19 protein-coding genes are annotated in these 25,227 nt (G+C 72.1%); 6 read left to right on the top strand and 13 right to left on the bottom strand.

Going from position 1 to position 25,227, the window contains the following annotated elements:
• Positions 1 to 269: 269 nt before the first annotated feature.
• Both OG975_RS29505 and OG975_RS29500 read right to left on the bottom strand, forming a co-directional pair.
• Positions 270 to 728, bottom strand: coding sequence for a DUF3017 domain-containing protein (locus OG975_RS29505; protein WP_406336517.1), 459 nt, complete (start codon positions 726 to 728; stop codon positions 270 to 272).
• 76 nt (positions 729 to 804) lie between these two features.
• The gene (locus tag OG975_RS29500) at positions 805 to 1,659 is read right to left on the bottom strand and encodes a bifunctional methylenetetrahydrofolate dehydrogenase/methenyltetrahydrofolate cyclohydrolase (RefSeq protein WP_327431119.1); all 855 of its coding nucleotides are present in this window, start codon (positions 1,657 to 1,659) and stop codon (positions 805 to 807) included.
• A gap of 243 nt (positions 1,660 to 1,902) precedes the next feature.
• On the opposite strand from OG975_RS29500, the gene OG975_RS29495 reads away from it, so the two are divergent.
• Complete coding sequence (locus OG975_RS29495; RefSeq protein WP_406332396.1) at positions 1,903 to 2,538, top strand: hypothetical protein; 636 nt, start codon at positions 1,903 to 1,905, stop codon at positions 2,536 to 2,538.
• 99 nt (positions 2,539 to 2,637) lie between these two features.
• Here OG975_RS29495 and purH read toward each other — a convergent pair whose 3' ends face one another.
• The gene (purH, locus tag OG975_RS29490) at positions 2,638 to 4,218 is read right to left on the bottom strand and encodes a bifunctional phosphoribosylaminoimidazolecarboxamide formyltransferase/IMP cyclohydrolase (RefSeq protein WP_406332395.1); all 1,581 of its coding nucleotides are present in this window, start codon (positions 4,216 to 4,218) and stop codon (positions 2,638 to 2,640) included.
• Positions 4,215 to 4,835, bottom strand: a complete 621-nt coding sequence (purN, locus tag OG975_RS29485; protein WP_406332394.1) for a phosphoribosylglycinamide formyltransferase — start codon at positions 4,833 to 4,835, stop codon at positions 4,215 to 4,217. Before purN ends, purH begins: the two co-directional genes overlap by 4 nt.
• Before the next feature lie 453 nt (positions 4,836 to 5,288).
• Between purN and OG975_RS29480 the strand changes: the two genes are divergently transcribed.
• Positions 5,289 to 6,152, top strand: coding sequence for a hypothetical protein (locus tag OG975_RS29480; RefSeq protein WP_406332393.1), 864 nt, complete (start codon positions 5,289 to 5,291; stop codon positions 6,150 to 6,152).
• A gap of 302 nt (positions 6,153 to 6,454) precedes the next feature.
• Here the strand turns inward: OG975_RS29480 and OG975_RS29475 are convergent, their stop codons facing one another.
• Positions 6,455 to 8,011 (bottom strand): DUF6350 family protein, encoded by a 1,557-nt coding sequence (locus tag OG975_RS29475; protein WP_406332392.1) that lies wholly within the window; start codon positions 8,009 to 8,011, stop codon positions 6,455 to 6,457.
• Positions 8,012 to 8,119: 108 nt separating this feature from the next.
• On the opposite strand from OG975_RS29475, the gene OG975_RS29470 reads away from it, so the two are divergent.
• Positions 8,120 to 9,292: a helix-turn-helix domain-containing protein gene (locus tag OG975_RS29470; protein WP_406332391.1), complete on the top strand. Its 1,173-nt coding sequence runs from the start codon at positions 8,120 to 8,122 to the stop codon at positions 9,290 to 9,292.
• Between the two features lie 144 nt (positions 9,293 to 9,436).
• On the opposite strand, the gene sucD is transcribed toward OG975_RS29470, so the two are convergent.
• The 7 genes from sucD to OG975_RS29435 form a co-directional block, all read right to left on the bottom strand.
• Positions 9,437 to 10,321, bottom strand: coding sequence for a succinate--CoA ligase subunit alpha (sucD, locus tag OG975_RS29465; protein ID WP_406332390.1), 885 nt, complete (start codon positions 10,319 to 10,321; stop codon positions 9,437 to 9,439).
• A 21-nt stretch (positions 10,322 to 10,342) separates the two neighbouring features.
• A complete protein-coding gene (gene sucC / locus OG975_RS29460) occupies positions 10,343 to 11,521 on the bottom strand; it encodes an ADP-forming succinate--CoA ligase subunit beta (protein WP_406332389.1) in 1,179 nt (392 codons plus the stop codon).
• Between the two features lie 432 nt (positions 11,522 to 11,953).
• Positions 11,954 to 13,456 carry a hypothetical protein gene (locus OG975_RS29455; protein ID WP_406332388.1) on the bottom strand — a complete coding sequence of 501 codons (1,503 nt, stop codon included), beginning with the start codon at positions 13,454 to 13,456 and terminating at the stop codon, positions 11,954 to 11,956.
• 168 nt (positions 13,457 to 13,624) lie between these two features.
• Positions 13,625 to 14,500: a hypothetical protein gene (locus OG975_RS29450; protein ID WP_406332387.1), complete on the bottom strand. Its 876-nt coding sequence runs from the start codon at positions 14,498 to 14,500 to the stop codon at positions 13,625 to 13,627.
• 182 nt (positions 14,501 to 14,682) lie between these two features.
• Positions 14,683 to 15,873: a VWA domain-containing protein gene (locus OG975_RS29445; RefSeq protein WP_406332386.1), complete on the bottom strand. Its 1,191-nt coding sequence runs from the start codon at positions 15,871 to 15,873 to the stop codon at positions 14,683 to 14,685.
• Positions 15,870 to 18,332, bottom strand: a complete 2,463-nt coding sequence (locus OG975_RS29440) for a DUF5682 family protein (RefSeq protein WP_406332385.1) — start codon at positions 18,330 to 18,332, stop codon at positions 15,870 to 15,872. The genes OG975_RS29445 and OG975_RS29440 overlap by 4 nt, the downstream gene beginning before the upstream one ends.
• Positions 18,329 to 19,495: an AAA family ATPase gene (locus OG975_RS29435; RefSeq protein ID WP_406332384.1), complete on the bottom strand. Its 1,167-nt coding sequence runs from the start codon at positions 19,493 to 19,495 to the stop codon at positions 18,329 to 18,331. The genes OG975_RS29440 and OG975_RS29435 overlap by 4 nt, the downstream gene beginning before the upstream one ends.
• A 133-nt stretch (positions 19,496 to 19,628) precedes the next feature.
• On the opposite strand from OG975_RS29435, the gene OG975_RS29430 reads away from it, so the two are divergent.
• Together OG975_RS29430 and OG975_RS29425 are read left to right on the top strand one after the other, a co-directional pair.
• On the top strand, positions 19,629 to 20,984 hold the full coding sequence (locus OG975_RS29430) for an SWIM zinc finger family protein (RefSeq protein WP_406332383.1): 1,356 nt from the start codon (positions 19,629 to 19,631) through the stop codon (positions 20,982 to 20,984).
• A gap of 253 nt (positions 20,985 to 21,237) precedes the next feature.
• Positions 21,238 to 22,860, top strand: a complete 1,623-nt coding sequence (locus tag OG975_RS29425) for a DUF5691 domain-containing protein (protein WP_406332382.1) — start codon at positions 21,238 to 21,240, stop codon at positions 22,858 to 22,860.
• 212 nt (positions 22,861 to 23,072) lie between these two features.
• Here OG975_RS29425 and OG975_RS29420 read toward each other — a convergent pair whose 3' ends face one another.
• Positions 23,073 to 23,489, bottom strand: coding sequence for a cobalamin B12-binding domain-containing protein (locus OG975_RS29420; RefSeq protein WP_327431103.1), 417 nt, complete (start codon positions 23,487 to 23,489; stop codon positions 23,073 to 23,075).
• Between the two features lie 751 nt (positions 23,490 to 24,240).
• On the opposite strand from OG975_RS29420, the gene OG975_RS29415 reads away from it, so the two are divergent.
• Complete coding sequence (locus OG975_RS29415) at positions 24,241 to 25,122, top strand: lipase family alpha/beta hydrolase (RefSeq protein WP_406332381.1); 882 nt, start codon at positions 24,241 to 24,243, stop codon at positions 25,120 to 25,122.
• Positions 25,123 to 25,227 lie beyond the last annotated feature (105 nt).

Here is a 25,227-nt window from a genome sequence, read left to right as displayed (position 1 = left end):
AGGGGCGATGGACTGGGTCAGGGTCGGCACGCACCCGGTTCCCGTCGCACGGCGCGGACTCCGTAGCGGAATGGTCACTTCCGTGCCACAGCGAACTGACAGATATTGAACAGCCTGTTCCCGTGCACAAGTGTTGGCCCTGGGCGGAACACCCGCCCGATCGCGGCCCGTCCTTACTCGGGGGAGGGGACGGGCCGCATCCATGTCCGGCCCAAGGCGCAGCCCGCAGCGCGCGGCGCGCGCCGCTCAGGGCTCTAGCGCTCTAGCGCTCAGCGCACCGTGAAGTGCAGCGTGTCGTCCAGGAACGGGATCTCCAGCAACGGATTGGGCTGCGCCATCAACGCGAGCAGCACGATGGCCACGCCCAGCACGCCGTACGTGAGCATGTCGGTGAAGCGGGAGCGGACCGCCAGCATGCCCACGTCGGGCAGTATCCAGCGCATCACGGCGCCGGCCAGCAGCGCGGCGCCGATCAGGATCGTGCCGACCCGGAACACATCGAGCGCGGTCAGCAGCAGACCGAGCCCGACGGCCGACAGCACGGTGAGGATGGGCCACTGGCGCGCGGGCGCCGGGGCGTCCCCGGGCGCCGCCCGGCCGCCGCCCTCGGGCCGCGCCGTGTCCCTGGTGAACAGCGGGAAGCGTCGCGTGGTGCGCCGCGGCTTCCCCTCGGCGTCGGGCGCGCTGACGGCGTCCAGCGCGGTGGGCTCGTCGCCGGACGCGCTCACGGAGTCCCGTACGGCCGACTCGGCATCCCGCAGGGTCGCCTCGGCGTCCCGCGTCTCACCATTCTTGGAGCCGCCCTCAGCCGACACTGCGCTCCGCCGCTTCCACCACGTTGACGAGCAGCTGGGCGCGGGTCATCGGGCCGACACCGCCGGGGTTCGGGGAGATCCACGCGGCGACCTCGGCGACGTCCGGGTGGACGTCACCGACGATCTTGCCCTCGGCGCTGCGCGAGACACCGACGTCGAGGACGGCGGCGCCCGGCTTCACGTCCTCGGCGCGGATGAGGTGCGCGGAGCCCGCCGCGGCCACGATGATGTCGGCGCGCTTGAGGTGGGCGGAGAGGTCACGGGTGCCGGTGTGGCACTGGGTCACCGTGGCGTTCTCGCTGCGCCGGGTGAGCAGCAGCGGCATCGGGCGCCCGATGGTCACGCCACGGCCGACGACCACGACCTCGGCGCCCTTGATCTCCACGCCGTAGCGACGCAGGAGGGTGAGGACACCGTTGGGCGTGCAGGGCAGCGGGGCCGGCTCGTTCAGCACGAGACGGCCGAGGTTCATCGGGTGCAGTCCGTCCGCGTCCTTGTCCGGGTCCATCAGCTCCAGGATGCGGTTCTCGTCGATGCCCTTGGGGAGCGGCAGCTGGACGATGTAGCCGGTGCAGGCGGGGTCCTCGTTCAGCTCGCGGACCACCGCCTCGATCTCCTCCTGCGTGGCGGTCGCGGGCAGTTCACGCTGGATGGAGGCGATACCGACCTGAGCGCAGTCGCGGTGCTTGCCGGCGACGTACTTCTGGCTGCCGGGGTCGTCACCGACCAGGACGGTCCCCAGGCCGGGCGTGACGCCCTTCTCCTTCAGGGCCGCCACGCGGGCGGTCAGATCGGACTTGATCGCGGCTGCGGTGGCCTTGCCATCGAGAATCTGGGCGGTCATGGCCCCATCCTCCCGGATGACCCGGCCCTGGTTCCAATCAGGCCCCCCAACCCGTATCCGGCCATGATCAGTGATGTTGCACTTGCACAACACATAAGGAATGCGGCTGGACAAGTAAGAGTCGGCTAAAGAACGATGAGCAGACAGTGCCGCGGGCAGTACCGGGGGGACGGACCGCTCTGTAGAAATTCCTCCGAACCGTGCCGCGTCGTCCCCGCACCAGGCAACGGAGGAAAACCCGCCATGAGTTTCGGCGACCCGAACAACCCTTACGGGCAGCCGCCCCAGCAGCCCCCCGCCGCTCCGCCGGCCGCTCCCGGTTACGGCTACCCCGCCGCTCCGCCCGGCGTACCCCCGCAGGGCTACGGCTATGCACAGCAGTCGGCGTACCCCGGCTACCCCGGCGGCAACCAGATGCTTCAGCAGTCGATGCCGGGACTTCTGATGACGGCCCGCGTCTTCCTCTTCATCATCTCGGTGCCGCAGATCATCGCAGCGCTGTTCTGGTTCTACCTCGCCGCCTTCGCGAACGACGTGTCGGACAGCGCGGACGACTACGGGTTCACCAACGTGGGCAACGGCGGTCACATGGCCGCCGGGGTCTTCGTCGTGATCGCTCTGCTCGCCGCCGGCCTCGCGACCCTCTCCATCACGCTCGGCGTGAAGTTCAGCAAGGGCGGTCAGGGCGTCCGCATCACCACCGTCGTCTACGGTGCGCTCGGCGGCATCGTCGGCCTGATCGCGCTCTTCGCCGGCCTGGACTCCGGACTCGCGTCCGCAGTCATCCTGCCGCTGATCTGGGTCGTCTTCGCCACCGTCATCACGGCTGCGCCGGTCGTCTCCAGCGGCACCGCCTGGTTCGCGCGCCCGCGCTACTGAACACACCGCGCCGACCGCTCCGTTCACACCCAGGGCCGTGCCCCCTGTACGAGGGGGCACGGCCCTGGTGCGTCACGTGCGCGACATCTAGCGGGTGGGTCAGTGGAAGAAGTGGCGGGTGCCCGTGAAGTACATCGTGACGCCCGCCTTCTTCGCGGCCTCCACGACCAGCTCGTCACGGACCGAACCGCCGGGCTGGACCACGGCCTTGACGCCCGCCTCGGCGAGAATCTCGAAGCCGTCGGGGAACGGGAAGAACGCGTCCGAGGCGGCGTAGGAGTCACGGGCACGCTCGGCGCCCGCCCGCTCGACCGCGAGCTTCGCGGAGTCGACGCGGTTGACCTGGCCCATGCCGACGCCGACCGAGGCGCCGTCCTTGGCGAGGAGAATCGCGTTGGACTTGACGGCACGGCAGGCCCGCCAGGCGAAGGCCAGCTCGTCGAGCTCGCCCTCGTTCAGGGCTTCGCCGGTCGCGAGGGTCCAGCTCTGCGGGTTGTCGCCGTCGGCCTGGAGGCGGTCGGTGACCTGGAGCAGCGCGCCGCCGTCGATCTGCTTGACCTCGACCGGGTTCGCGGGCGCCTTGTGGGCGCGCAGCACGCGGATGTTCTTCTTCTTGGTGAGGGCTTCGAGGGCGCCGTCCTCGTACTCGGGCGCGACGATGACCTCGGTGAAGATCTCGGAGACCTGCTCCGCCATCTCCCTCGTCACCGGCCGGTTGACGGCGATGACACCCCCGAACGCGGACAGCGGGTCACAGGCGTGCGCCTTGCGGTGCGCCTCGGCGACGTTCGACGCGACCGCGATCCCGCACGGGTTGGCGTGCTTGATGATCGCGACGCAGGGGTCCTCGTGGTCGTACGCGGCACGGCGCGCGGCGTCCGTGTCCGTGTAGTTGTTGTACGACATCTCCTTGCCGTGCAGCTGCTCGGCCTCGGCCAGGCCGCCCGTGCCGTCGACGTAGAGCGCGGCGCCCTGGTGCGGGTTCTCGCCGTAGCGCAGGGTGTTCTTGCGCTCGTAGGTGTGGCCGAGGAAGTCGGGGAAACCACTCTCGTCGGCGGCCGCGTAGTCGTCCGCGAACCAGGAGGCGACGGCCACGTCGTACGCGGCGGTGTGCTGGAAGGCCTCGGCGGCCAGCCGCTTGCGGGTGCGCAGGTCGAAGCCGCCGGTCCTGACGGCGGCGAGGACGCCGCCGTACCGCGCCGGGCTGGTGACGACGGCCACGGACGGGTGGTTCTTGGCGGCGGCACGGACCATCGAAGGACCGCCGATGTCGATCTGCTCGACGCACTCGTCGGGCGACGCGCCCGAGGCGACGGTCTCGCGGAACGGGTAGAGGTTGACGACGACGAGGTCGAACGGCTCGACGCCGAGCTCGGCGAGCTGCTGACGGTGGCTGTCGAGCCGCAGGTCGGCGAGGATGCCCGCGTGGACCTTCGGGTGCAGGGTCTTGACGCGGCCGTCCAGGCACTCGGGGAAGCCGGTCAGCTCCTCGACCTTGGTGACGGGGACGCCGGTCGCGGCGATCTTCGCGGCGGTGGACCCGGTGGAGACGAGCTCGACACCGGCTTCGTGCAGCCCGCGAGCCAGGTCCTCCAGCCCGGTCTTGTCGTAGACGCTGACGAGCGCGCGACGAATGGCCCGCTGGTTGCTCTCGGCCGTGACAGTGATGTCGGCGGTCACTGGATAACTACCTTTCGTCCCTCAATGCGATAGCCGTTGCGGGCGAGCCGCCCCACGACATCGACGAGCAGCCTTCGCTCGACTTCCTTGATGCGCTCGTGCAGAGCGCTCTCGTCGTCCTCGTCCCGGATCTCCACCACGCCCTGAGCGATGATCGGTCCGGTGTCGACGCCGTCGTCGACGAAGTGGACGGTGCATCCGGTGACCCGCGCGCCGTACGCGAGCGCGTCGCGTACGCCGTGGGCCCCCGGGAAACTGGGCAACAGGGCGGGATGCGTGTTGACGAACCGCCCCCCGAACCTGGCGAGGAATTCCTTCCCCACGATCTTCATGAACCCGGCGGAGACGACGAGATCGGGCTCGTGGGCGGCGACGGCCTCGGTGAGCGCGCGGTCCCACTCGTCCCTGCTGTCGTAGTCCTTGACGCGTCGCACGAAGGTGGCGAGCCCGGCCCGCTCGGCACGCGCGAGCCCTTCGATGCCTTCGCGATCGGCGCCCACGGCCACGATCTCGGCCCCGTAGCCCTCGGGTCCGTCCTCCGCGATGGCATCGAGCAATGCCTGCAGATTCGTACCTGATCCGGAGACCAGCACGACGAGGCGCTTGGTCTTGGCCACGGCGGGGCCCTTTCTCGGGGGAGCGTTTGTACGGTCGTACGAATGCTTCGCGCCCCGGGATACGGGGAAGTCTACGAACCGGCCGACCGTCAGCAACGATACCGGCACACCGGGCGGCCCCCACGGGACGGGGGCGTGGCCGGAAGGTAGCGTCTGGGGAGGATCCACCCGGGAACACCGTCCAGCACGGGGAACGCCCTGCGTGCGCGGGACGTTGACCCTGGACGGGTACGCACGCTCGGGGCGCGGGCCCTGGGAAGGAATACCTGGGGCGCGAGCCCTGGGCAGGAATCCCCGGGGCGCGATTCCGGGGCACGTTGCCCGGGGTGCGAGCCCTGGGTATGACGCTCAGGGTGTGAGCCCGGAGTGCAGAAGCTCGGGGCGCGCGTCGCGAGCACGATGCTGTGTGGACACGCCGCCCGCCAGAACCACCAAGGGGAAGACGCACACCTGATGCCGGACCGCAGTCTCCGACTCCCTCCGCTCCTGCTGCGCGAGCAGCGCCCTTCGCCTACCCCGCCGCGGTCGAGCGGGGACGTGCCGGCGGGCGGGAACGGCTCCGCAGGCGGACGTGGCCCCGTGGGCGGAAACGGCTCGGCGGGTGGAAACGGTTCCTCGGGCGGGACGGGCCCCGACGCTCCCGACTCGGACGACAATCCGTTCGCGCCGCCGCCCGAGGGGACTCCCGACCGGCCGTGGCAGCCGAGACGGCCCGCGAGCGGGCAGGGTGCGGACGAGAACGGCGGGGCCGGCCAGAACGGGCAGTCCCCGTGGGGCAGCCAGTGGAGCGACCGGCAGCCCGGGCCTTCGACCGGCGGCCGTTTCGGTGACCGGCCGGGGGCTCCGCAGGGTCCGAGCGGTCCGGGTGGTCCGGAAGGGTCCGGCGGTGGTCCGGGCGGGCCGGGGACCGGGATGCGCTGGGACCCGACGGACCCGGCGCAGCGACGTGCGCGCTATGCCCTGCTTTCCGGCATGTGGGCGTTCTTCTTCGCCCTCTTCAACTGGCCGTATGTGGCGTTGCTGCTCGGTGCGCTCGCTCTGTACTGGGGCGGCAGTGCGCTCCGGGCCAAGCCCCGTACTCCGGACCCGGACGCCCCGGCGCCCGATCCGAATGTGCGTCCCCAGACGACCGCCGCGGTGAGCGGGCTTGTCACCGCGTCGCTCGCCATCGTCATGGTCGCGGCGACCTTCACCGCGCACCTCGTCTACAGCGACTACTACTCCTGTACGAATGACGCTCTCACGAACGCGGCGAAGCAGTCCTGCAACGACCTCCTGCCGAAGGAGCTGCGCGGCTTGCTGGGGACGCAGGGCTGATCCCGTTCCTGGGGCTCCGCCCCAGACCCCGTAGGTGCGTTCTTTGGCTGCGGGTGAGTGGGGGCTGGTCGCGCAGTTCCCCGCGCCCCTAACGGCTCGGGGCTGCGCCCCATCGCCCCCGGCCCGCCCTGGTTCGTTCGGCTGCGGGCGGTTGGGGGCTGGCCCAAAAGATTGCGCAGTTCCCCGCGCCCCTTTTAGGGGCGCGGGGAACTGCGCAATCCTTTAGCGGGGGTCTGGGGGCGCAGCCCCCAGGGATGGGACGGGTAGGGGCGGCGGGGGCGAGGAACTCACCCAGGACCACCTCAGGTCGGATCCGTTGGCTGCGGAGGAGTGGAGGCCTCCTTCAGGGCCGCCCAGCGGGCCTCGCGGGAGGCGTCCTCACGCCAGGGGGAAACCGTGGGGTCGGCGGGGAGGAATTCGTACGGTTCGAAGGGGTCAAGCAGGGGGTCCGGCCCCTCGGCAAGAGGCTGCGCGGCAACCGGCGGCGGCGTTGACGGCAGACCGGCCCCCCGCGAGGGCCGCGCCAAAGGACCCCGCACCCCTCCGCCCCAAGCTTCCCGAAGCCTCCACCCCCGCACCCCCACCGCCACAGGAACCCCCACCACCCCCGTCCACACCACCGTCGCAGCCCCCACCTGCCACCACACCGGCCCGAAATGAGCCAGCGCAGCCACCCCCAACGGCCCCCCGGCCCACGCGGCGAGCAGCGCGAGCGCGACGCCGCACAACCCGGCGGCCAGCGCGACCGCGGCAACCGTCCGCCGCCGGGACCAAGCCGCGTCCCGTCCCGCGGCCCCACCCCCGGGCACGGCCGCAGCCGCCGCGAACCACGCCACCGTCACCCCCGCGGCCACCGGCACCACCCCGCTCGCCCAACTCAACGGCACCCCCGGCACCGCCGCCAGCAGCGGAAACGCGGGCAGCAGCGGCCCCGGCGCGGACGCCGACAGTGGCCCCGCGACATGCCCCGCACCCAGCACGACCCCGGGCCCGAGCCCGTACGCCGCCCCCCACACCGCCGCGTTCGGCACCAGGGCCAGGCAGAGCAGCAGGACGGCGAATCGCCCCGACCACACCTCGGTGAGCTGGAGGAACGAGTCGCGAGCCGTCCCCCCGTGCCACACCAACGACACGGCCACCAGCAAGGCCCCTCCCCCGACCAGCGCCGCCGCCCCGGCCCCGGCGGCCCGCACCGCACCCCCGAGGAGCCGGGCGTCTGCCCCGGCAACGAAACGACGTACGCCGGAGAGCAGACGCAGCGGCGGGGCCTCGGCGAACCGCCCGACCCACGCCGGCATCGGCCCCCGCGGACGCCCGTACGCCGTCCACACCCCCGCCCCGGCCGCGCCCGCGGCAAGCAGCGGCAGGCATACGGCGGTCCACACCCAGGAGGGGCGCAGCGCGCCGCCCGAGGCGTACAGCGCGGCGGCCGCTCCGACGGACAGATAGCCCGCGACGGCCCCGGCCCACGCGGTGCGCGGCGGCGCCTCGGATTCGGCGTCGGCCGCGTCGCGCGCCGCCCGGTGCAGCAGCCACACCGGGAGCACGAGCAGGAGCAGCGGCGTCACGCCCACCGGCATGGGCAGGCCCGACAACGTATCGGTGCGGATCAGCTCCACCCCGTGGGCGAGGAGCCAGAGGGCCGCGGCCACGTGCAGCGCTCCGCCCGGTCCGCTGTCCGGGTACGGCGAGCTGATCCACAGCACCATGACGAGGACGGCGAACGAGCCGAGTCCGAGCCCCGCCGCGAGGGCGCCACCCAGGAAGCTGGCGGCCAGTCCGGGGGATCGGTCGCGCATCCGGGTGAGCAGGGGCGACAACGACAGCCTGCGGTCGGTCATTTGGGTCACGACCGTCATGCTCCCAACGACACGCGCTTTCTCGTCGTAACAGGCGAACTACGGATGTGTCGCTCAATATGCAGCTATGTACTTTTTCGTACGAGGGGGCGCCCTGTGGGGTGCGACATGACGCGGAGCCCCGCTACCCCGATGCCGGCCCCCCATGAGCGCCGTCGTCTGCGCGAGGCCAAGTCGCTGACCCAGGCCGACGTCGCCGCCCGGGTGGGCGTCACCCGCGAGACGGTGCGTTCGTGGGAGACCGGCCGTACGACACCGCGCGGCAGCACACGGGAAGCGTACGCAAAGCTGCTGACCGAGCCCGCGCGCACGGGTGCCGAGGTGACCGTTCGTCACGAGCAGGCCGTTCCCGCGCTGGTGGGCGCCGGCGCGACACCTCACGCCGATCACCCCGAGCGCACCGATCACGCCGAACGCGCCGATGGCGCCCATCGCGCCGAGGAGCAGCCGCCCGAGGACGTGGAATCCGCGCTCCCGGTGCCTTCGCTGACGCCCACTCAGGCCTTCGACGCCCTGTACGCGTTCTGCGCCCCCGCCCTCGTACGGCAGACGTATCTGCTCACCGGGCGGCGTGAGCTGGCACGGGAGTCCGTGGAGAAGGCCTTTCAACTGGCCTGGCACCGCTGGCCCGAGGTGGCCGTGGACCGGGATCCGGCCGGGTGGGTGCGGGCGACGGCGTACGAGTACGCGCTCTCCCCCTGGCACCGGATGCGCCTGCGGCACCGGCACCCGGAGGCGCCGCCCGCGGGCGCCTCCGACCGCGCGCTGCTCGACGTACTCCTGAAGCTGCCTCCCGTGTACCGGCGAACGCTGCTGCTGTACGACGGGGTCGGGCTCGATCTGCCGGAGACCGCGGCCGAGACGGAGGCGAGCACGCCTGCGGCGGCCAACCGGCTGCTGCACGCGCGTGCGGCCGTCGCGGCGCGCCTGCCGGAGCTGGCGGTGCCTCAGGAGCTGCACCGGCGGCTCGCCGAACTCGCGAGCATCGAGCGGCTGCGGGCGGCGAAGCCCCGCACGGTCCGCTGGGGCGGCGAACGTCGCGCCCGGCACTGGACCCGCGCGGCCATCGCCTTCACGGTCCTCCTCATCGGCGCCACGACGCTGACGCTCCGGACGGCCCCGGACCACTACGAGGCGCCGCTGGCCCCGGGCGAGACGGTGGCGGGCGTACCCCCTCGGGCCGGCCCGGGCCCCTTGTCCCACGCGGAGCTGAAACTCCACGCGAAGCTGAAGTCGGAGACGGTCAACGGCCCGGAAAGGCTGGTCCCGGAGAACCGCTGAGGCCGCTGACGCCGCTCAGACTGCTGAGGCCGCTGAGGCCCGTACCGGTGCTTCTGTGGGCCAACGCCGGTGGGCCCGCACCCCAACAAGGGGTGCGGGCCCACCGGCGTTCAGCTGAAGCACGCTCACAGCGCGCTAAGAAGTTCAGCCCGCGAGGATCTCGCGCGCCAGCTTCGCCGTCTCGGTCGGCGTCTTGCCGACCTTGACGCCGGCGGCCTCGAGGGCCTCCTTCTTCGCGGCGGCCGTGCCGGAGGAGCCGGAGACGATGGCGCCGGCGTGGCCCATGGTCTTGCCCTCGGGCGCGGTGAAGCCGGCGACGTAGCCGACGACCGGCTTCGTCACGTTCTTCGCGATGAAGTCCGCCGCACGCTCCTCGGCGTCGCCGCCGATCTCACCGATCATGACGATCAGGTCGGTGTCGGGGTCGGCCTCGAACGCGGCGAGCGCGTCGATGTGCGTCGTACCGATGACCGGGTCGCCACCGATGCCGACGGCCGACGAGAAGCCGATGTCACGGAGCTCGTACATCATCTGGTACGTCAGCGTGCCGGACTTCGAGACCAGGCCGATGCGGCCCGGCTTCGTGATGTCGCCCGGGATGATGCCGGCGTTGGACTGGCCCGGGGTGATGAGACCGGGGCAGTTCGGGCCGATGATGCGGGTCTTGTTGCCCTTCGACTGCGCGTACGCCCAGAAGGCGGCGGAGTCGTGGACGGCGATGCCCTCGGTGATGACGACCGCGAGGGGGATCTCCGCGTCGATCGCCTCGACGACGGCGGCCTTGGCGAAGGCCGGCGGCACGAAGAGGACGGACACGTTGGCACCCGTCTTCTCGATCGCCTCGGCGACCGTGCCGAAGACCGCGATCTCGGTGCCGTCGACGTCGACCGTCGTGCCCGCCTTGCGCGGGTTGACGCCACCGACGATGTTCGTGCCGTCGGCCAGCATGAGCTTGGTGTGCTTCATGCCCGTGGCACCGGTCATGCCCTGGACGATGACCTTGCTGTCCTTGTTGAGGAAGATAGCCATGGCTTGGTTTTCCCTCGTCCCTTACTTGGCCGCGGCCAGCTCGGCGGCCTTGTCGGCCGCGCCGTCCATGGTGTCCACGCGCTGCACGAGCGGGTGGTTGGCGTCCGACAGGATCTTGCGACCCAGCTCGGCGTTGTTGCCGTCCAGACGCACGACCAGCGGCTTGGTGACTTCCTCGCCCTTGTCCTTGAGCAGCTGGAGCGCCTGGACGATGCCGTTGGCGACCTCGTCACAGGCGGTGATGCCACCGAAGACGTTGACGAACACGGACTTGACGTCCGGGTCGCCGAGGATGATCTCCAGGCCGTTCGCCATGACCGCGGCGGAGGCGCCGCCGCCGATGTCGAGGAAGTTGGCCGGCTTCACGCCGCCGTGGTTCTCACCGGCGTACGCGACGACGTCGAGGGTGCTCATGACGAGACCCGCGCCGTTGCCGATGATGCCGACCTCGCCGTCGAGCTTGACGTAGTTGAGGTTCTTGGCCTTGGCCGCCGCCTCGAGCGGGTTGGCGGCGGCGTGGTCGACCAGCGCCTCGTGGTCCGGCTGACGGAACTCGGCGTTCTCGTCCAGGGACACCTTGCCGTCAAGGGCGATGACCTTGCCGGAGGCGACCTTGGCCAGCGGGTTGACCTCGACGAGGAGGGCGTCCTCCTTGATGAAGGTGTCCCACAGCGTCACCAGGATCTCGGCGACCTGCTCGGCCACCTCGGCCGGGAACTTCGCCTGGGCGGCGATCTCACGGGCCTTCTCGATGCTCACGCCTTCGTTGGCGTCCACCGGGACCTTCGCGAGGGCCTCGGGGTTCTCCTCCGCGACGACCTCGATCTCCACGCCGCCCTGGACGGACGCCATGGCGAGGAAGGTGCGGTTGGTGCGGTCGAGGAGGTACGAGACGTAGTACTCCTCGACGATCTCGGGCGCGGTCTCGGCGATCATCACCTTGTTGACCGTGTGGCCCTTGATGTCCATGCCGAGGATGTCCGTCGCGCGGGCGACGGCCTCGTCCGGGGTGGCGGCGAGCTTCACGCCACCGGCCTTTCCACGGCCACCGACCTTCACCTGGGCCTTGACGACGGACTTGCCGCCAAGACGCTCGGTCGCCTCGCGGGCTGCCTCAGGCGTGTCAATGACTTCACCGGCCAGCACCGGTACACCGTGCTTGGCGAAGAGGTCCCTCGCCTGGTACTCGAACAGGTCCACGCGCGTCCGTCCCTATCAGTGATCTCGCGGTTCGTTGGATGCGTGGGCGTGCCGCGAAGGGCAACGTGACGTCCGCTGTCACAAGGGTGGCGCACACGGTGTCCGAGCGCGCGGCATGTCCGTCTCGCAGGTTATCGCCGCTGGCCGCGCACCCCTAAATCGCATCTCACAGATGAGCGGTGATACCTGTCACAGAGCGGGCCTCACCAGGCTGGGGTTGACCTGGTGAGGCCCCTCGAACGGCCCCGAAGGGGCCCAGGGCGGGCGGTCCCCACCCCAATGGGGACCACCCGGCCCTTCCGTGAGGTCTCGGCCGGACGGACCGATGGGTTTCGGCCGTCCGGGTGTGTGACCCCGCGGAGTCGGTCGTGTGCCGTGCGACGGCTTCGCCGGTCGTCGTCGTAAGTCGTCGTACGGCCAGGGGGGTGGGCGTCAGATGCTGTACGTGCCGTACTGGGCGCCGTGCAGGTAGCTCGGCGCGACCGACTGGGCCACCCCCTGGACGCCGGTGCCGGCGTTGCCCGCGAGGGGGCCGCCGGTCGCCTCGACGGTTCCGGTCAGGTCCTGCGTGAACGGGGAGACCTGGCCGACGGCACCGTGAGCGAACGGGTCGACCTCGCCCACGACTCCGCCCGCGAACGGCTGGACGTCGCCGGCCACGCCGTACGCCAGGTTGTTGGCGCTGTGGCCGACGCCGTACGTGACGGGCTGGACCTGATCCACCACGGTCTGCACGACGGGCTGCACCGCGCCGGCCACGCCGCCGGCGAAGGGCTGCACCTGGTCGGTCACGCCGTGCGCGAAGGGGCCGACCTGGCCCGTGACCCCGTACGCGAGCGTCCCCGCGTCGCCCACGACACCGCCCGCGAAGGGCTGGACGTCACCGGCCACGCCGTACGCCAGTGCGCCCGCGTCCCCGACGGCCTGCCCGGCGACCGGGACGACACCGTGCACGGCGGTGGCGGCGACGGGCGGCAGGACGGCGGCGACGGTGTCGTCGGCGACCTGCCCGACGAGGCCTCCGGCGAACGGCCGCACGTCACCGACTGCGCCGTACGCCAGTGCCGTCACGTTTCCGACGGCGTGGTCCACGACCGGGGTGACGCCGTGGACGGCGGTGGTGGCGACCGGCGGCAGGACGGCGGCGGCGGTCTCGTCGACGACCGGGATCGCGAGGCCGGTGGCGGTGCCGACGGCGCCCTGGACCTGGGCGGGGGCTCCGGTGACGGTCCTGCGGGCGCCGGTCACCGTGTCGCCCGCCGTGTTTCCTGCCGTGGCGACGGTCTGCTGGACCTTGGTCCGCGCGGCGGACGGCACGGCGGCCGCGGTGCGCTGGGCGGCCGCGAGCCTGCTCTGCGCCCCGGCGAGGGCCTCCTCCAGCTCCGGCGCGAAGGCCCCGAGCGGGCCGAACAGGTAGTCGATCTCGTCCTGCGGGGCGCTGACGTCGGCGACGGTCTCCCGGGCCTTGCCGGTGCCGTGCTCCGCGGTCGCGGCGACGGCGGCCTTGGCCTGCGAGAGAGGGGTGACGGAGGGGACCTCGGCGTCGACGTAGCGGCGGGCGTGGTCGGCGGTCTTCGTGGCCGCGGTCTTCACCGGCGCGGCCTTCCGGGCGGTGGACGCGACGGTGGTGGCCGTCGACTGCGCGTTGGCGGCGGTGCCCGTGACGGTCGAGGTCGCGCCGTCGACGGCCGAGCCGTCGGTGACGCCGTCGGTGACGCCGGAGACCGTGCTCTGCACGTCGTTCGTCACGTTCCCGACGACTCCGTCGACGGTGTCGGTGACCGCGCCGACGGTGTCGGTCACGTCGACACTCACGTCGGAAGTGGACAGGGACGACGCGGGCAGCTCGTCCGCGCTGGCGACGGCGGAGCCGAGCGCCCACGCGCCGGTGACACCGGCGGCTATGACGATGGAACGGCGGATGTTCTTGTTCATGGGTACGTCAGATCCTTCGGGATTCCGAGAGTTCGGGACATTCCGGGAATTCGCGGTGCTTTCTGGCGAATTCCGGGGCATCCGTCCGGGGATCGGAGAGGTGTCCGGACGGCGGGCAGACCTGTTCCGCCCCCGCGCGGCAGGTCGTTCAGCGGGGGAAGGGCTGCCCTAGCCGGGGAAAACGGGAATGTCCCGGTACCTGTCCCGGGTCTCGGCCGCGGTCATCACCGCGGAGGCGCCGGGCGCGAGCCGCAGCGGCGCCCGGTGGTCAGAAGTGACGGCATGCGGATCGCCGTGCCGCGGCGCACCGTCGCCGACCGCGGCCTGGTTGACCAGTGCGCCGGTCGGGTCGCCAGGGGGCGCCTGGCGGGCGGGGGCCTGTCCAGCCCGTACGCCGTCGTGATCGCGGCGCACGTCGACACCGGCACCGGTGTCCGTGCGAACGCCGCTCGGCCCGTACGCGGGGGTGGCCTCCACGGCTGCGCGCCGCCCCGCACCGCGTTCGGCCGCCGCGGCGTGCGACTGCCCCGTCGCTCCGGCCGGCCCCTGCGGCACCGAACCACCGGCGGCGGGCGGAGTCTGTCCGCCCGTGCCCGGGAGCGCGGGCAGGCCCGGCAGGTCTGACGGATCCGGGAGCCCGGGCAGGGACGGCAGCATCTCGGGCGGGTTCTCCGGCAGCCCGTCGGTGACCGTCTCCACCAGATCACCGACGGGCCGTACGACATGCCGGACGGTGTCGGTGACGTGCTTGGCGGTGTCGGTGACAGGCACAACGGTGCTCAACGCGGCAGAACCGTCCTCAGGGACCGAAGTCCCCTTCTCGACGGAACTCGTCACCGAGCTCTTCACCGAGCTCTTCACCGACTGAACCACCTGCGCCGGAGTCGTCGGCACCACCCCGTCGGCGGCGTGCGCCTGCTCCCCGCAGAGGAATCCGAGCGCGAACAACCCGCCCACCAGCACCACCACTTGCAGCGCACGCCGTCCCGCCGCCGTACGCATCACGCGCAGAGCGGCACCGGGCAGTGCGGCTGACAGGGTCAAGGGGGTGGGTCCTCCCGTGCGAAGGCGGGTGAGGGCGGGTAAGGGCGGGGGATGGTGCACGACGGCGGGTGAGGGTTGCCGGGTGAAGGCTCTGAGGCCGCGTCGATCCTCGCACGGGGCTCCCGAGGTTGCGCAAGTCCCCTGTTACCGATGGGTATTCATGTCCGGGTTTGCCGTTCCTCTCACCTGGTGTCCGGTATCGGCAGCGGACGCTTCTCGATCGCCGCCGCCATCACCTCGGGAAACAGATCGGGCGTACAGGCGAACGCCGGTGCGTCCAGGGCCGCGAGCGCCGCCGCGTGCTCACGGTCGTACGCGGGCGCCCCCTCGTCGGACAGCGCCAGCAGCGTCACGAACTGCACCCCGGACGCCTTCATCGCCGCGACCCGCTTCAGCATCTCGTTCCGTATGCCCCCTTCGTAGAGGTCGCTGATGAGCACGACCACCGTGTCGGCGGGCCGGGTGATCTGCGACTGGCAGTACGCCAGCGCCCTGTTGATGTCCGTGCCGCCGCCGAGCTGGGTGCCGAAGAGGACGTCGACCGGGTCGTCGAGCTGGTCGGTGAGGTCGACGACCGCCGTGTCGAAGACCACGAGCCGGGTGGAGATGGACCGCATCGACGCGAGGACGGCGCCGAACACGGAGGCGTAGACGACGGACGCCGCCATCGATCCCGACTGGTCGATGCAGAGGATGACCTCCTTCTTCACGGACTGCGAGGCGCGCCCGTACCCGATCAGCCGCTCGGGCACGATCGTGCGGTACTCGGGCAGGTAGTGCTTCAGGTTCGCCGCGATCGTGCGGTTCCAGTCGATGTCGTGGTGGCGGGGTCTGCTGATCCGGGCGCTGCGGTCCAGGGCGCCGGTGAGTGTGGCCCGGGTGCGGGTGGCGAGCCGCTTCTCCAGATCCTCGACGACCTTGCGCACGACGGCCCGCGCGGTCTCCTTCGTCGTCTCCGGCATGGCCTTGTTGAGGGAGAGGAGCGTGCCCACCAGGTGGACGTCGGCCTCCACCGCCTCCAGCATCTCGGGCTCCAGCAGCAAGGTGGACAGCCCGAGCCGGTCGATGGCGTCGCGCTGCATGACCTGGACGACGGACGACGGGAAGTACGTCCGGATGTCCCCGAGCCAGCGCGCGACCGAGGGCGCCGACGCCCCGAGCCCCGCCGAACGGTCCCGCCCCGGCTGCCCCTTGCCCCCCTTCCCGTACAGCGCGCCGAGCGCCCCGTCCATCGCGGCGTCCTGCCCGGCGAGCACGCATCCGGTGCCGTCCGCCTCGTCACCGCCGAGCACGAGACGCCAGCGCCGGAGCCGCTCGTCGCGCACATCGGCCGTACGGGCCGTGCCCGGCGCGTCCACCGGCGCTGCGGTCATCGGGCCACCTCCACAAGGTTGTTGTCGGCGTTGTCGTCGGCGTTGTTCTCGGCGTTGTTCTCGTCAGCGTCGCTGTCCTCGGAGTCGCCGTCGTCGGTCTCGTCCAGCCCCAGCAGCAGGCTCAGCACGGGCAGTACGGCGTCCGCGCGCTCGCGGTCGAGGTCGGGGGCGAACCCGGGTATCCCGGAGGTGGCGGCCGCGGTGCGCCCCGGGGCTCCCGGCCCACGCCTGACGAGCTCGCCCAGCGTCCTGCGCACGCCCGCCTCGTATGCCGAGAACGTCCGCCGCAGCAGCGGCAGCACATCCGTGAACGCTTCCGCCGGCACCCCGGTCAGCCATGCGTCCACCAGGCCGAGCAACCGCTCGTCGTGCACCAGCAGCATCCCGCCGCCGGAGCCGCCCCCGACGAAGCCCTCGATCCACGCGGCCGCGTCCCCGGGCGCCGTCCCCGGCGACAGCACAAGGCCCATGAGCCGCGCGGCCTCGTCCTGCGCCAACTCGCCCTCGTCCAGCAGCAGTCGTACGGCCCGCCCGCGGATCACCCCCGGCACGGTGTCACGCCCGGCCAGCACCCGGAGCACGGAGTGCCAGCGGCCGCGTATACCGCGGGACGCCGGTCCGTCGCCGGACGGCTGTACGCCACCGGGTGACGTCGTGGACGTCTCCCCCAGGAGTCCCACGGCCCCCTGCACCGCGTCCACATGGCCGCGCATGTCCTCGGCGGCCTCGGAGTCGAGGGCCGCGCAGGCCGGGGGGAGGCCGACGAAGATCCGCTCGGCGAGGCCCACCGCGACGCCGGTCAGGGCGTGGGTGTCCGTGCCGCGCACATCGCCGTACCGCAGGGAGCGGACCAGGGCGGGCAGGGCCTGGGCGAGGTGGCCGACGTCCGCGTCAAGGGCGGCTCTGTCGGCGAGGACCCGCATCACCACCGGCAAGGCGTCCGGGAGTTCGGCGAGCAGACAGCGCTCGGCGAGTGCCGTGACATCGGCCAGCGAGGGCGCGGCGACGGCGTCCGACTCGGTCTTGGCCGTCGCGGCGGCGAGTACCGTCGTGCCCCATACGCCGGCCTCGGCGACCCGCACCGACAGCTCCGGCTCCCAGCGCAGCCGCCAGGTCTCCCGGAAGGTGCCGGTACTGCTCCGCGACGCGGAGGGCTCGCCCCACTCGACGCCGAGGAGCCGCAGCCGGTGCAGCAGCCTGCTGCGCTCGGCGTCGGTCTCCTTGCGCAGGTCGAGCTCCAGCTCCCGCTCCAGCGCCTCCGGTTTGAGCCGCAGCCGGCGCTGGAGCCGCGCCAGGTCGCGCTGCAACGGCACCGCGGGGGCGGACTCCGGCACCTCCCCCAGCACATCGCCCACCACGAGCCGGTCCCGCACGAGGGCCAGCGGCACGTCCGAGCCCTCGCACATCACGGCCCGTACGGCATCGGTGGTCTCGGTCAGTCCCGGCAGCGGGCGGCCGCGCATCGCGGCGAGCGTGTCGGCCAGCCGCACCGCCTCGATGACATGCGCGGACGACACCATCCGGTCCTCGTCGCGCAGCAGCCGGGCCACCTTGGTCATCCAGCGCTCGACGGGGCGGTCGGGGGCGGCGAACAGATGCCCGTACCAACCCGGCGAGTCGATGCCCGCGCCGTACCCACTGATCCGGGCCAGCCGGCGGTGCGTCCAGGGCACCCACGTCATGTCGGCCTTCGCCTTGGGCAGCCCCTTGAGCAGCGCCCGGTCGGCGCCGGCCGTGGTCTTCTGCCGTAGCGCGGGCACGTGCCAGGCCCCGCACACCACGGCCACCTCGTCGCCGAACTCCCGCTGCGCCGCCCTCAGCTGGAGCCGCATGTGCGCCTCCCGGACCAGGTCCCGGTCGTGTCCCCCGACCCCGTACGCCTCCCGCAGCGCCCCCATCGCCTCCTCGAGCACGGCGAACGGCGCGAACGGATCGCTCCCCGCCCCGCTTCGGTGCTCGACCACGTCCTCCCACCAGCGCTCGGGATCGTCGTAGCCGGCCGTCTCGGCGAGTACACCGAGGGGGTCGATCCGCACTGCCTCGTCCGCGGACAGATCGGGCTCGTCAGCGGGCAGGCCGGGTTCGCCGGGGGGCCGGTCGGGTTCGGGCGGCGGCTCCTCCTTGCCCCACGCCAGCGTGTGGGTCGCCGGAAGGTCGATGAAGCGAGCCGGCAGCCCGTGGTCCAGGGCCCACCGGATCGCCACCCACTCCGGTGAGAACTCGGCCAGCGGCCAGAAGGCGGAGCGGCCGGGCTCGTCCACGACATGGGCGAGGAGGGCGACCGGGGGCCGCATCTCCTTGTCGGCGGCGAGCGGGATGAGTGCGTCCGCCTCCGGGGGTCCCTCGATCAGCACGACCCGGGGAGCGGCCGCCTCCAACGCGGCCCGTACCGCCCGCGCCGACCCGGGGCCGTGATGCCGCACCCCCAGCAGCAACGGCCCCGCGGTGAAGACCGTCATGCGCTCACCTCCCGGCAGGCCCGGTAGAAGTCCTTCCAGCCGTCCCGCTCGCGGACGACCGCCTCCAGGTACTCCTGCCAGATGACGCGGTCGGCCGCCGGATCGCGGACGACGGCGCCGAGAATTCCGGCCGCGACGTCGCTCGCCCGCAGGACGCCGTCGCCGAAGTGGGCGGCCAGGGCGAGGCCGTTGGTGACGACCGAGATGGCCTCGGCGGTGGACAGGGTGCCGCTGGGCGACTTCAGCTTCGTACGCCCGTCGGCCGTGATCCCGTCCCGCAGCTCGCGGAAGACGGTGACGACGCGGCGGATCTCGTCGGTGCCGTCGGGCGCGGCGGGCAGGTCGAGGGAGCGGCCGATCTGGTCGACGCGGCGCGAGACGATGTCGACCTCGGCGTCGGCGCTCTCCGGCAGCGGGAGCACCACCGTGTTGAAGCGGCGGCGCAGCGCGCTCGACAGTTCGTTGACCCCGCGGTCGCGGTCGTTGGCCGTGGCGATCAGGTTGAAGCCGCGGACGGCCTGCACTTCCGAGCCCAACTCCGGTATCGGCAGCGTCTTTTCCGACAGGATCGTGATGAGCGTGTCCTGTACGTCGGCCGGGATGCGCGTCAGCTCCTCGACGCGGGCCGTCATGCCCTCGGCCATGGCGCGCATGACGGGGCTGGGCACGAGCGCGTCCCGGCTGGGTCCGTGCGCGAGCAGCTGCGCGTAGTTCCAGCCGTACCGGATCGCCTCCTCCGGCGTGCCGGCCGTGCCCTGCACGAGCAGCGTCGAGTCGCCGCTGACCGCGGCGGCCAGGTGCTCGGAAACCCAGGTCTTGGCGGTGCCGGGCACGCCGAGGAGGAGCAGCGCCCGGTCGGTGGCGAGCGTGGTGACGGCGACCTCGACGATGCGGCGCGGTCCCACGTACTTGGGAGTGATCACCGTGCCGTCCGGCAGGGTGCCGCCGAGCAGATAGGTCGCGACCGCCCACGGCGACAGCCGCCAGCGGGCCGGGCGGGGCCGGTCGTCCTGCGCTGCCAGCGCGGCGAGTTCGGCGGCGAAGGCATGCTCGGCGTGCGGTCGCAGCGCCTCGCCCGTCTCGTCCGCGGTCGCTCCCGCACGCTCTCCCGCGCGCTCTCCCGCAGGCATATCGACGGACGTCGGTTCAACGGACACGGACATGGCTCGGTCCCCCTCCAGCTCGGCCGGTTCGGATCTGGTACCACCGTGCACCACGCCACTGACAATGCGCTCTGACCTGCACAAACATGCTCGCGAGGGCCGATTGTCAGTGGCGGGATCTACCTTCGATGACATGACTCAGCAGGCGGTGCGCTGGACGGCGGATCAGGTGCTGGCACTGGCGCCTGACGCCGCGTCACGCAAGGCGGGGAGCAAACTCGGCGCGGCCGGACCGTGGTCCGAGGCAGGCAGTTCTGACGAGGGGACGGTGTGGGGACTGTGCAGGGGAAGTGGCAGCAAGCCGTATCAGACGGTCATCGACATCGCGGACTCCACCGGGCCCGCTTACAAGTGCAGTTGCCCCAGCCGCAAGTTCCCGTGCAAGCACGCGCTGGGGCTGCTGCTGCTCTGGGCGGGCGCGGACGGCTCGGTGCCGCCGGGGCAGGCGCCGGACTGGGCGGAGCAGTGGATAGAGGGGAGAAAGAAGCGCGCACAGGAGAGGACGACGGCGGGCGGGGCATCTGGAGCCGCGCCGTCGGGTGACCCGGAGGCGGCCCGGCGCAGGGCGGAGCGGCGGGCCGAGCGGATCACCGCGGGGGCGGCGGAGCTGGAGCAGCGGCTGGCGGATCTGCTGCGCGGCGGCCTCGCCTCGGCCGAGCGGGAGGGGTACGGGCTGTGGGAGGAGGCGGCGGCCCGGATGGTCGACGCACAGGCACCCGGTCTGGCCGCGCGGGTGAGGGAATTGGGGGCGATCCCGTCGTCCGGTCCGGGCTGGCCGGTGCGACTGCTGGAGGAGTGCGCGCTGCTCCACCTCCTCGACCAGGGCTGGCTGCGACGCGAGCGGCTGCCGGACGGCCTTGCCGCGACGGTCCGTTCACGGGTCGGACTGTCCGGCTCGGCGGACGGCCCGCCGCTGCGGGACCGCTGGCTGGTCCTCGCCCAGTACGACACGGCGGACGCCCGTCTCACGACGCGCAGAATCTGGCTGCACGGCACGGAGTCCGACCGCACGGTCCTGCTCCTCTCCTACGGCGCGGCCGGCCGCGCACCGGAGCTGACGCTGCCCGTGGGGCTGGCCTTCGAGGCGGAGGTGTCCTCGTACCCTGGCGCCGGACAGCTGCGGGCCGCGCTGGGCGAGCAGTTCACGCCTCCCGCACCCGCGGCGATACGGCCACCGGGGCTGACCACACCCCAGGCTGCCGCCCGCTACGGAGAGGCTCTGCGGGCCGACCCCTGGCTGGACTCCTGCCCGGTCACCCTGGACCGGGTCGTCCCCACCCCGGACGGCGACACCTGGCAACTCGCCGATGCCGAGGGCGGCTTGGCCCTCCCCCTCACGCACTCCGCCCTATCCCGCCCCGACCTGTGGCGGCTCGTCGCTCTCTCCGGCGGCGCCCCCGTCACAGTCTTCGGCGAGTGCGGCCACCGCGGCTTCACTCCACTGACGGCCTGGCCGGAGGGCGCGGGGGAAGCGGTGGCGCTGTGCTGACCAACGCGGGCGCCCTGGGGGGCCTGGGCGTCCTATGCAGCCCGGGCACCCCGGGCACCCGCGGCGTATCCGTGATCACCACATCCGTGGCTACTACCTCCGTGCCCATCACATCCGCGACCACCACTTCCGCACCTATCACCTCCGTGATCACCAACCCCGCGCCTATCACCTCCGTGGCCACCAACCCCGCGCCCGCCAACCCCGCGCCCATCACCTCCGCGCCAACCAACTCCGTACGGAAAGGACGCTCATGAACACGACCTCGGCCTCCGCGGGCGCGCCCGCCGGCGGCTCCTGGGAGGAGCTCGTCACCGTGGCGTTGCTCGGGACCGAGCGGCGTACGCCTCCGGGGTGGGGGCCGGGGCGGGAGGCCCCGGTGGCGTTGCTGGACGCGGCCGCGGTGGAGACGCTGCGGCGGCGGGCCGGGGTGCGGCCCGCCCGGGCGGCGGCCCGTCCGGAGCCGGCGGCGCGGGATCCCCGGCCGGCCCTGCCACCCGCGGCGGCCCGCAGGCTGGCGATGCTGCTGGCGGACCGGCCCGGCGCGGGAGGCGGTGGCCGCCGGGGGACGGCGCCGGACCTCATGGAGCTGCTCCCCCAGTGGCTCACGCTCGCGAACGCGCGCGGATTCGCGGCACCCCCGCAGGCCCTGCCCGCGCTGCTCGACGCGGCCCGGGGACGTACGGATCTACGGCCGGCGGCCCTGGCCTTCGCGGGGCCACGGGCGTTCTGGCTGGCGCGGCTGAACCAGGAGTGGCGGTTCGCGCTGCGCTCCGCACCGGGCGGCGGGGCCGCGCTGCCGGGACCGGAGGAGGCCGAGCGCGTACAACAGCTGTGGCAGGAGGGGCTTTTCGCCGAGCGGGTCGCGCTGCTCTCGGCGATACGGGCCAAGGAACCCGACGCCGCACGCGAGTTGCTCACCACGACCTGGGCGACGGAGCGGGCCGAGGACCGGCTGATGTTCCTCGACTCGCTGCGGTCGGGGCTGTGCGCGGCGGACGAGCCGTTCCTGGAACGGGCGCTGACCGACCGGAGCCGCAATGTACGGGCGACGGCGGCGGAGTTGCTGTCCGCGCTGCCGGGTTCCGCGCTCGCCGCGCGGATGGCGGCCCGGGCCGGTTCGTGCGTGGCCGTCGACCGCATGCGGGGCACGCCCATGATCGTCGTCGAGGCACCGCACGAGTGCGACGCGGGCATGGAGCGGGACGGTGTGGCGCCGAAGCCTCCGGCGGGGCGGGGCGAACGGTCCTGGTGGCTGGGCCAGTTGGTCGAAGCAGCGCCGCTCGGGACGTGGCCGGGTCGGCTCGGGGGCCGTACGCCGGAGGAGATCGTGGCATTGCCCGTGGCGGACGACTGGCAGGGCGAGTTGCATGCCGCGTGGTGTCGGGCGGCGGTGCGGCAGCGTGATCCCGGGTGGTCCAGGGCGCTCCTCGGGGCACCCTCCGCGCCGGAGGCCGGCGGGCCGGGGGCGGTGTCCCTTGCTGAGCGGTCGAAGCTGCTGGCCACGTTGGGGGCCGGGGAGCGGGCCGAGTGGGTGGCGGGGTTCATCGGTACGCATGGGTTGTCCGAGGCGTTTCAGTTGCTCGGAGTGTGTGCGGTTCCCTGGGCGGGGCCTTTGGGGCGGGCCGTGGTCGACGCGCTCGATATCGCGCGGGATGCCGGGAGTTATCCGTGGAGCTTCAGTGGGGTGATGGGGTTGGCCGAGCGGTGCCTCGATCCGGGGGAGGCTGTGCGGCTCGATGGGCTGACCTCTGTGCCCGACGAGTCGGAGAACACCGCGCCAGGAGCCGGCAGCTACTGGGCCGAGGCCTTCCAACGCCTCGTCACCACACTGCGCTTGCGCGCGACCATGGCATCAGAGCTCGCGGCGCCATGAGGCGGTTTTCGCCCCCGCCGCCCCTACCCGTCCCATCCGTCTGGGGCTCCGCCCCAGACCCCGTAGGCCGGTTCTTCGGCTGCGGGTGGGTGGGGGCTTGTCGCGCAGTTCCCCGCGCCCCTTAAGGGGCGCGGGGAACTGCGCAATCTCTTCAGCGGGGGTCTGGGGGCGCAGCCCCCAGGGATGGGACGGCCCGCGCCCCGCCGGAGGCGCTACGCGCCTGCGGGCTGCCTGACATTCGCCCGCACCCAGTCCACGATCGACACAGTCGTCGCCCCGGGCGTGAAGATCTCCGCGACGCCCTTCTCCTTGAGGGGCGCGATGTCCGCCTCAGGGATGATGCCGCCGCCGAAGACCTTGATGTCCTCCGCGTCGCGCTCCTTGAGGAGCTCGATGACGGCCGCGAAGAGCGTGTTGTGGGCGCCGGAGAGGATCGAGAGACCGATCGCGTCGGCGTCCTCCTGGATCGCGGTGTCGACGATCTGCTCGGGGGTCTGATGGAGGCCGGTGTAGATGACCTCCATACCGGCGTCGCGCAGCGCCCGCGCGATCACCTTGGCCCCCCGATCGTGGCCGTCGAGCCCCGGCTTGGCCACCACCACGCGGATCGGACCGGCTGCCACACCCATCACTGCCTCCATGAACCGACTACATCAACCTGTACCGACTACCGACACATGGCCACTGACAACTGACTACCGACTACCGACCGCTAGCGACCGGCTACGGACCGCCAAGAGGCGACTACGAACCGCTAACTACCGACTACTGATTGCCAACTACCGAATACCGATACGTATCGCATATTTCGCCGCCCACTACACCGGATACACCACCCAGCACAGGCATCCCGCACCAAACCCGCCGGGGAAGTGAACGAACGTTATCGCCAGCATCCCGCAACCGGCAGTTTCGCGGTGGAGACCGAGGGGGAAATCACACACTGGGACAAGTTAGCCGCGCATGCTCCACATCCTGCGGCACACGTGCCGCAGGGATCTGTGGCACAGGGGCCACAACCGGAGCCTGCGCAAGGAGAGCCGCGACCAGGTGGCCGCACCACCGCACCGTCAGCGGGACACCGTGGTGGTGGGGCACAACGGCAACGGCACGACAGCGGGGAGCCACGCCGGCACGAGGACGATGGAACTTGGAACTGCGGAACGACGGAACGACGGGAATCCGCGACGGTCGCGCCCCTCGTACCGTCGCGCCACCCATCGCACCCCTCACACCCCCCGGCAGGGAAACCCCGTAGCGTAACCGGCACCTCACACGCCGCACACGCACCGTCGGCCACCGCCGTCACCGCCACCGTGGCTTTCCACGAGGGCACACGGGGGACAGAGCGGTCCTCCGCGTGCCGACTGGAGGTCGGCCATGAAGGTCACCCGGGCGACGTCGCCCTTTCTCCCCCTCTGTCAGCGGCTGCTCCCGAGCAGACTGGCCGGACTGGCCGGACTCTCGGTGACCCTCCTGAAGGCAACGGCCCTGGAACTCGCGATCCTCGCCGGGCACCTCCTCCTCTACCCCTCGGGCATCACCCCGGAGCGCCGCACCGCCCCCGCCCTCCCGTCGCCCGACGCCGCCCGGCTGCCCACCGAGGCCAAGCCCCCGGTCGTCCTGCTGCACGGTTTCATCGACAACCGCTCGGTCTTCGTCCTGCTGCGCCGCAACCTCGCCCAGCACGGCAGGCAGCACGTCGAGTCGCTCAACTACTCACCGCTGACCTGCGACATCCGTACCGCCGCGGAACTGCTCGGCCGCCACATAGAGGAGATATGTGAGCGCACCGGTCACGACCAGGTGGACATCGTCGGACACAGCCTCGGCGGACTGATCGCGCGCTACTACGTGCAGTGCCTCGGCGGAGACCTCCATGTACGCACCCTCGTCACGCTCGGCACCCCGCACTCGGGCACCCGTGTCGCCCCGTTGATGAACGCGCACCCGATCGTCCGCCAGATGCGCCCGGGTTCCGAGGTCATCGAGGAACTGCGCCGGCCCGCACCGGGCTGCCGTACGCACTTCGTCAGCTTCTGGAGCGATCTCGACCATCTGATGGACCCGCTGGAGACGGCCTGCGTCGACCACCCGGACCTGCTCGCGCAGAACGTGCGCGTGAGCGGAGTCGGCCATCTCGCCCTGCCCGTGCATCCCGCCGTGGCGGCAGGGATACGGCAGGCGCTCGACATGGAGGAGCCAGGAGTCGGCTCCGCCACCCGCTCCGGCACCCAGACCGACGGCCTGACAGTGGCGTAACAGGCGCCATACAGCCGCCCAACACCCTCTTGGCTTCGAACACTCTTCGAACGTCAGGCCAAAGCCGTGCCTGCCCTCCCCCGAAACACGGCCGAATGCCCGTTT

Origin of the sequence: Streptomyces sp. NBC_00203, from assembly GCF_045206325.1 — a bacterium.
GTDB classification, from domain to species: domain Bacteria; phylum Actinomycetota; class Actinomycetes; order Streptomycetales; family Streptomycetaceae; genus Streptomyces; species Streptomyces lutosisoli.
This window is presented reverse-complemented; position numbering and strand designations above follow the sequence as displayed.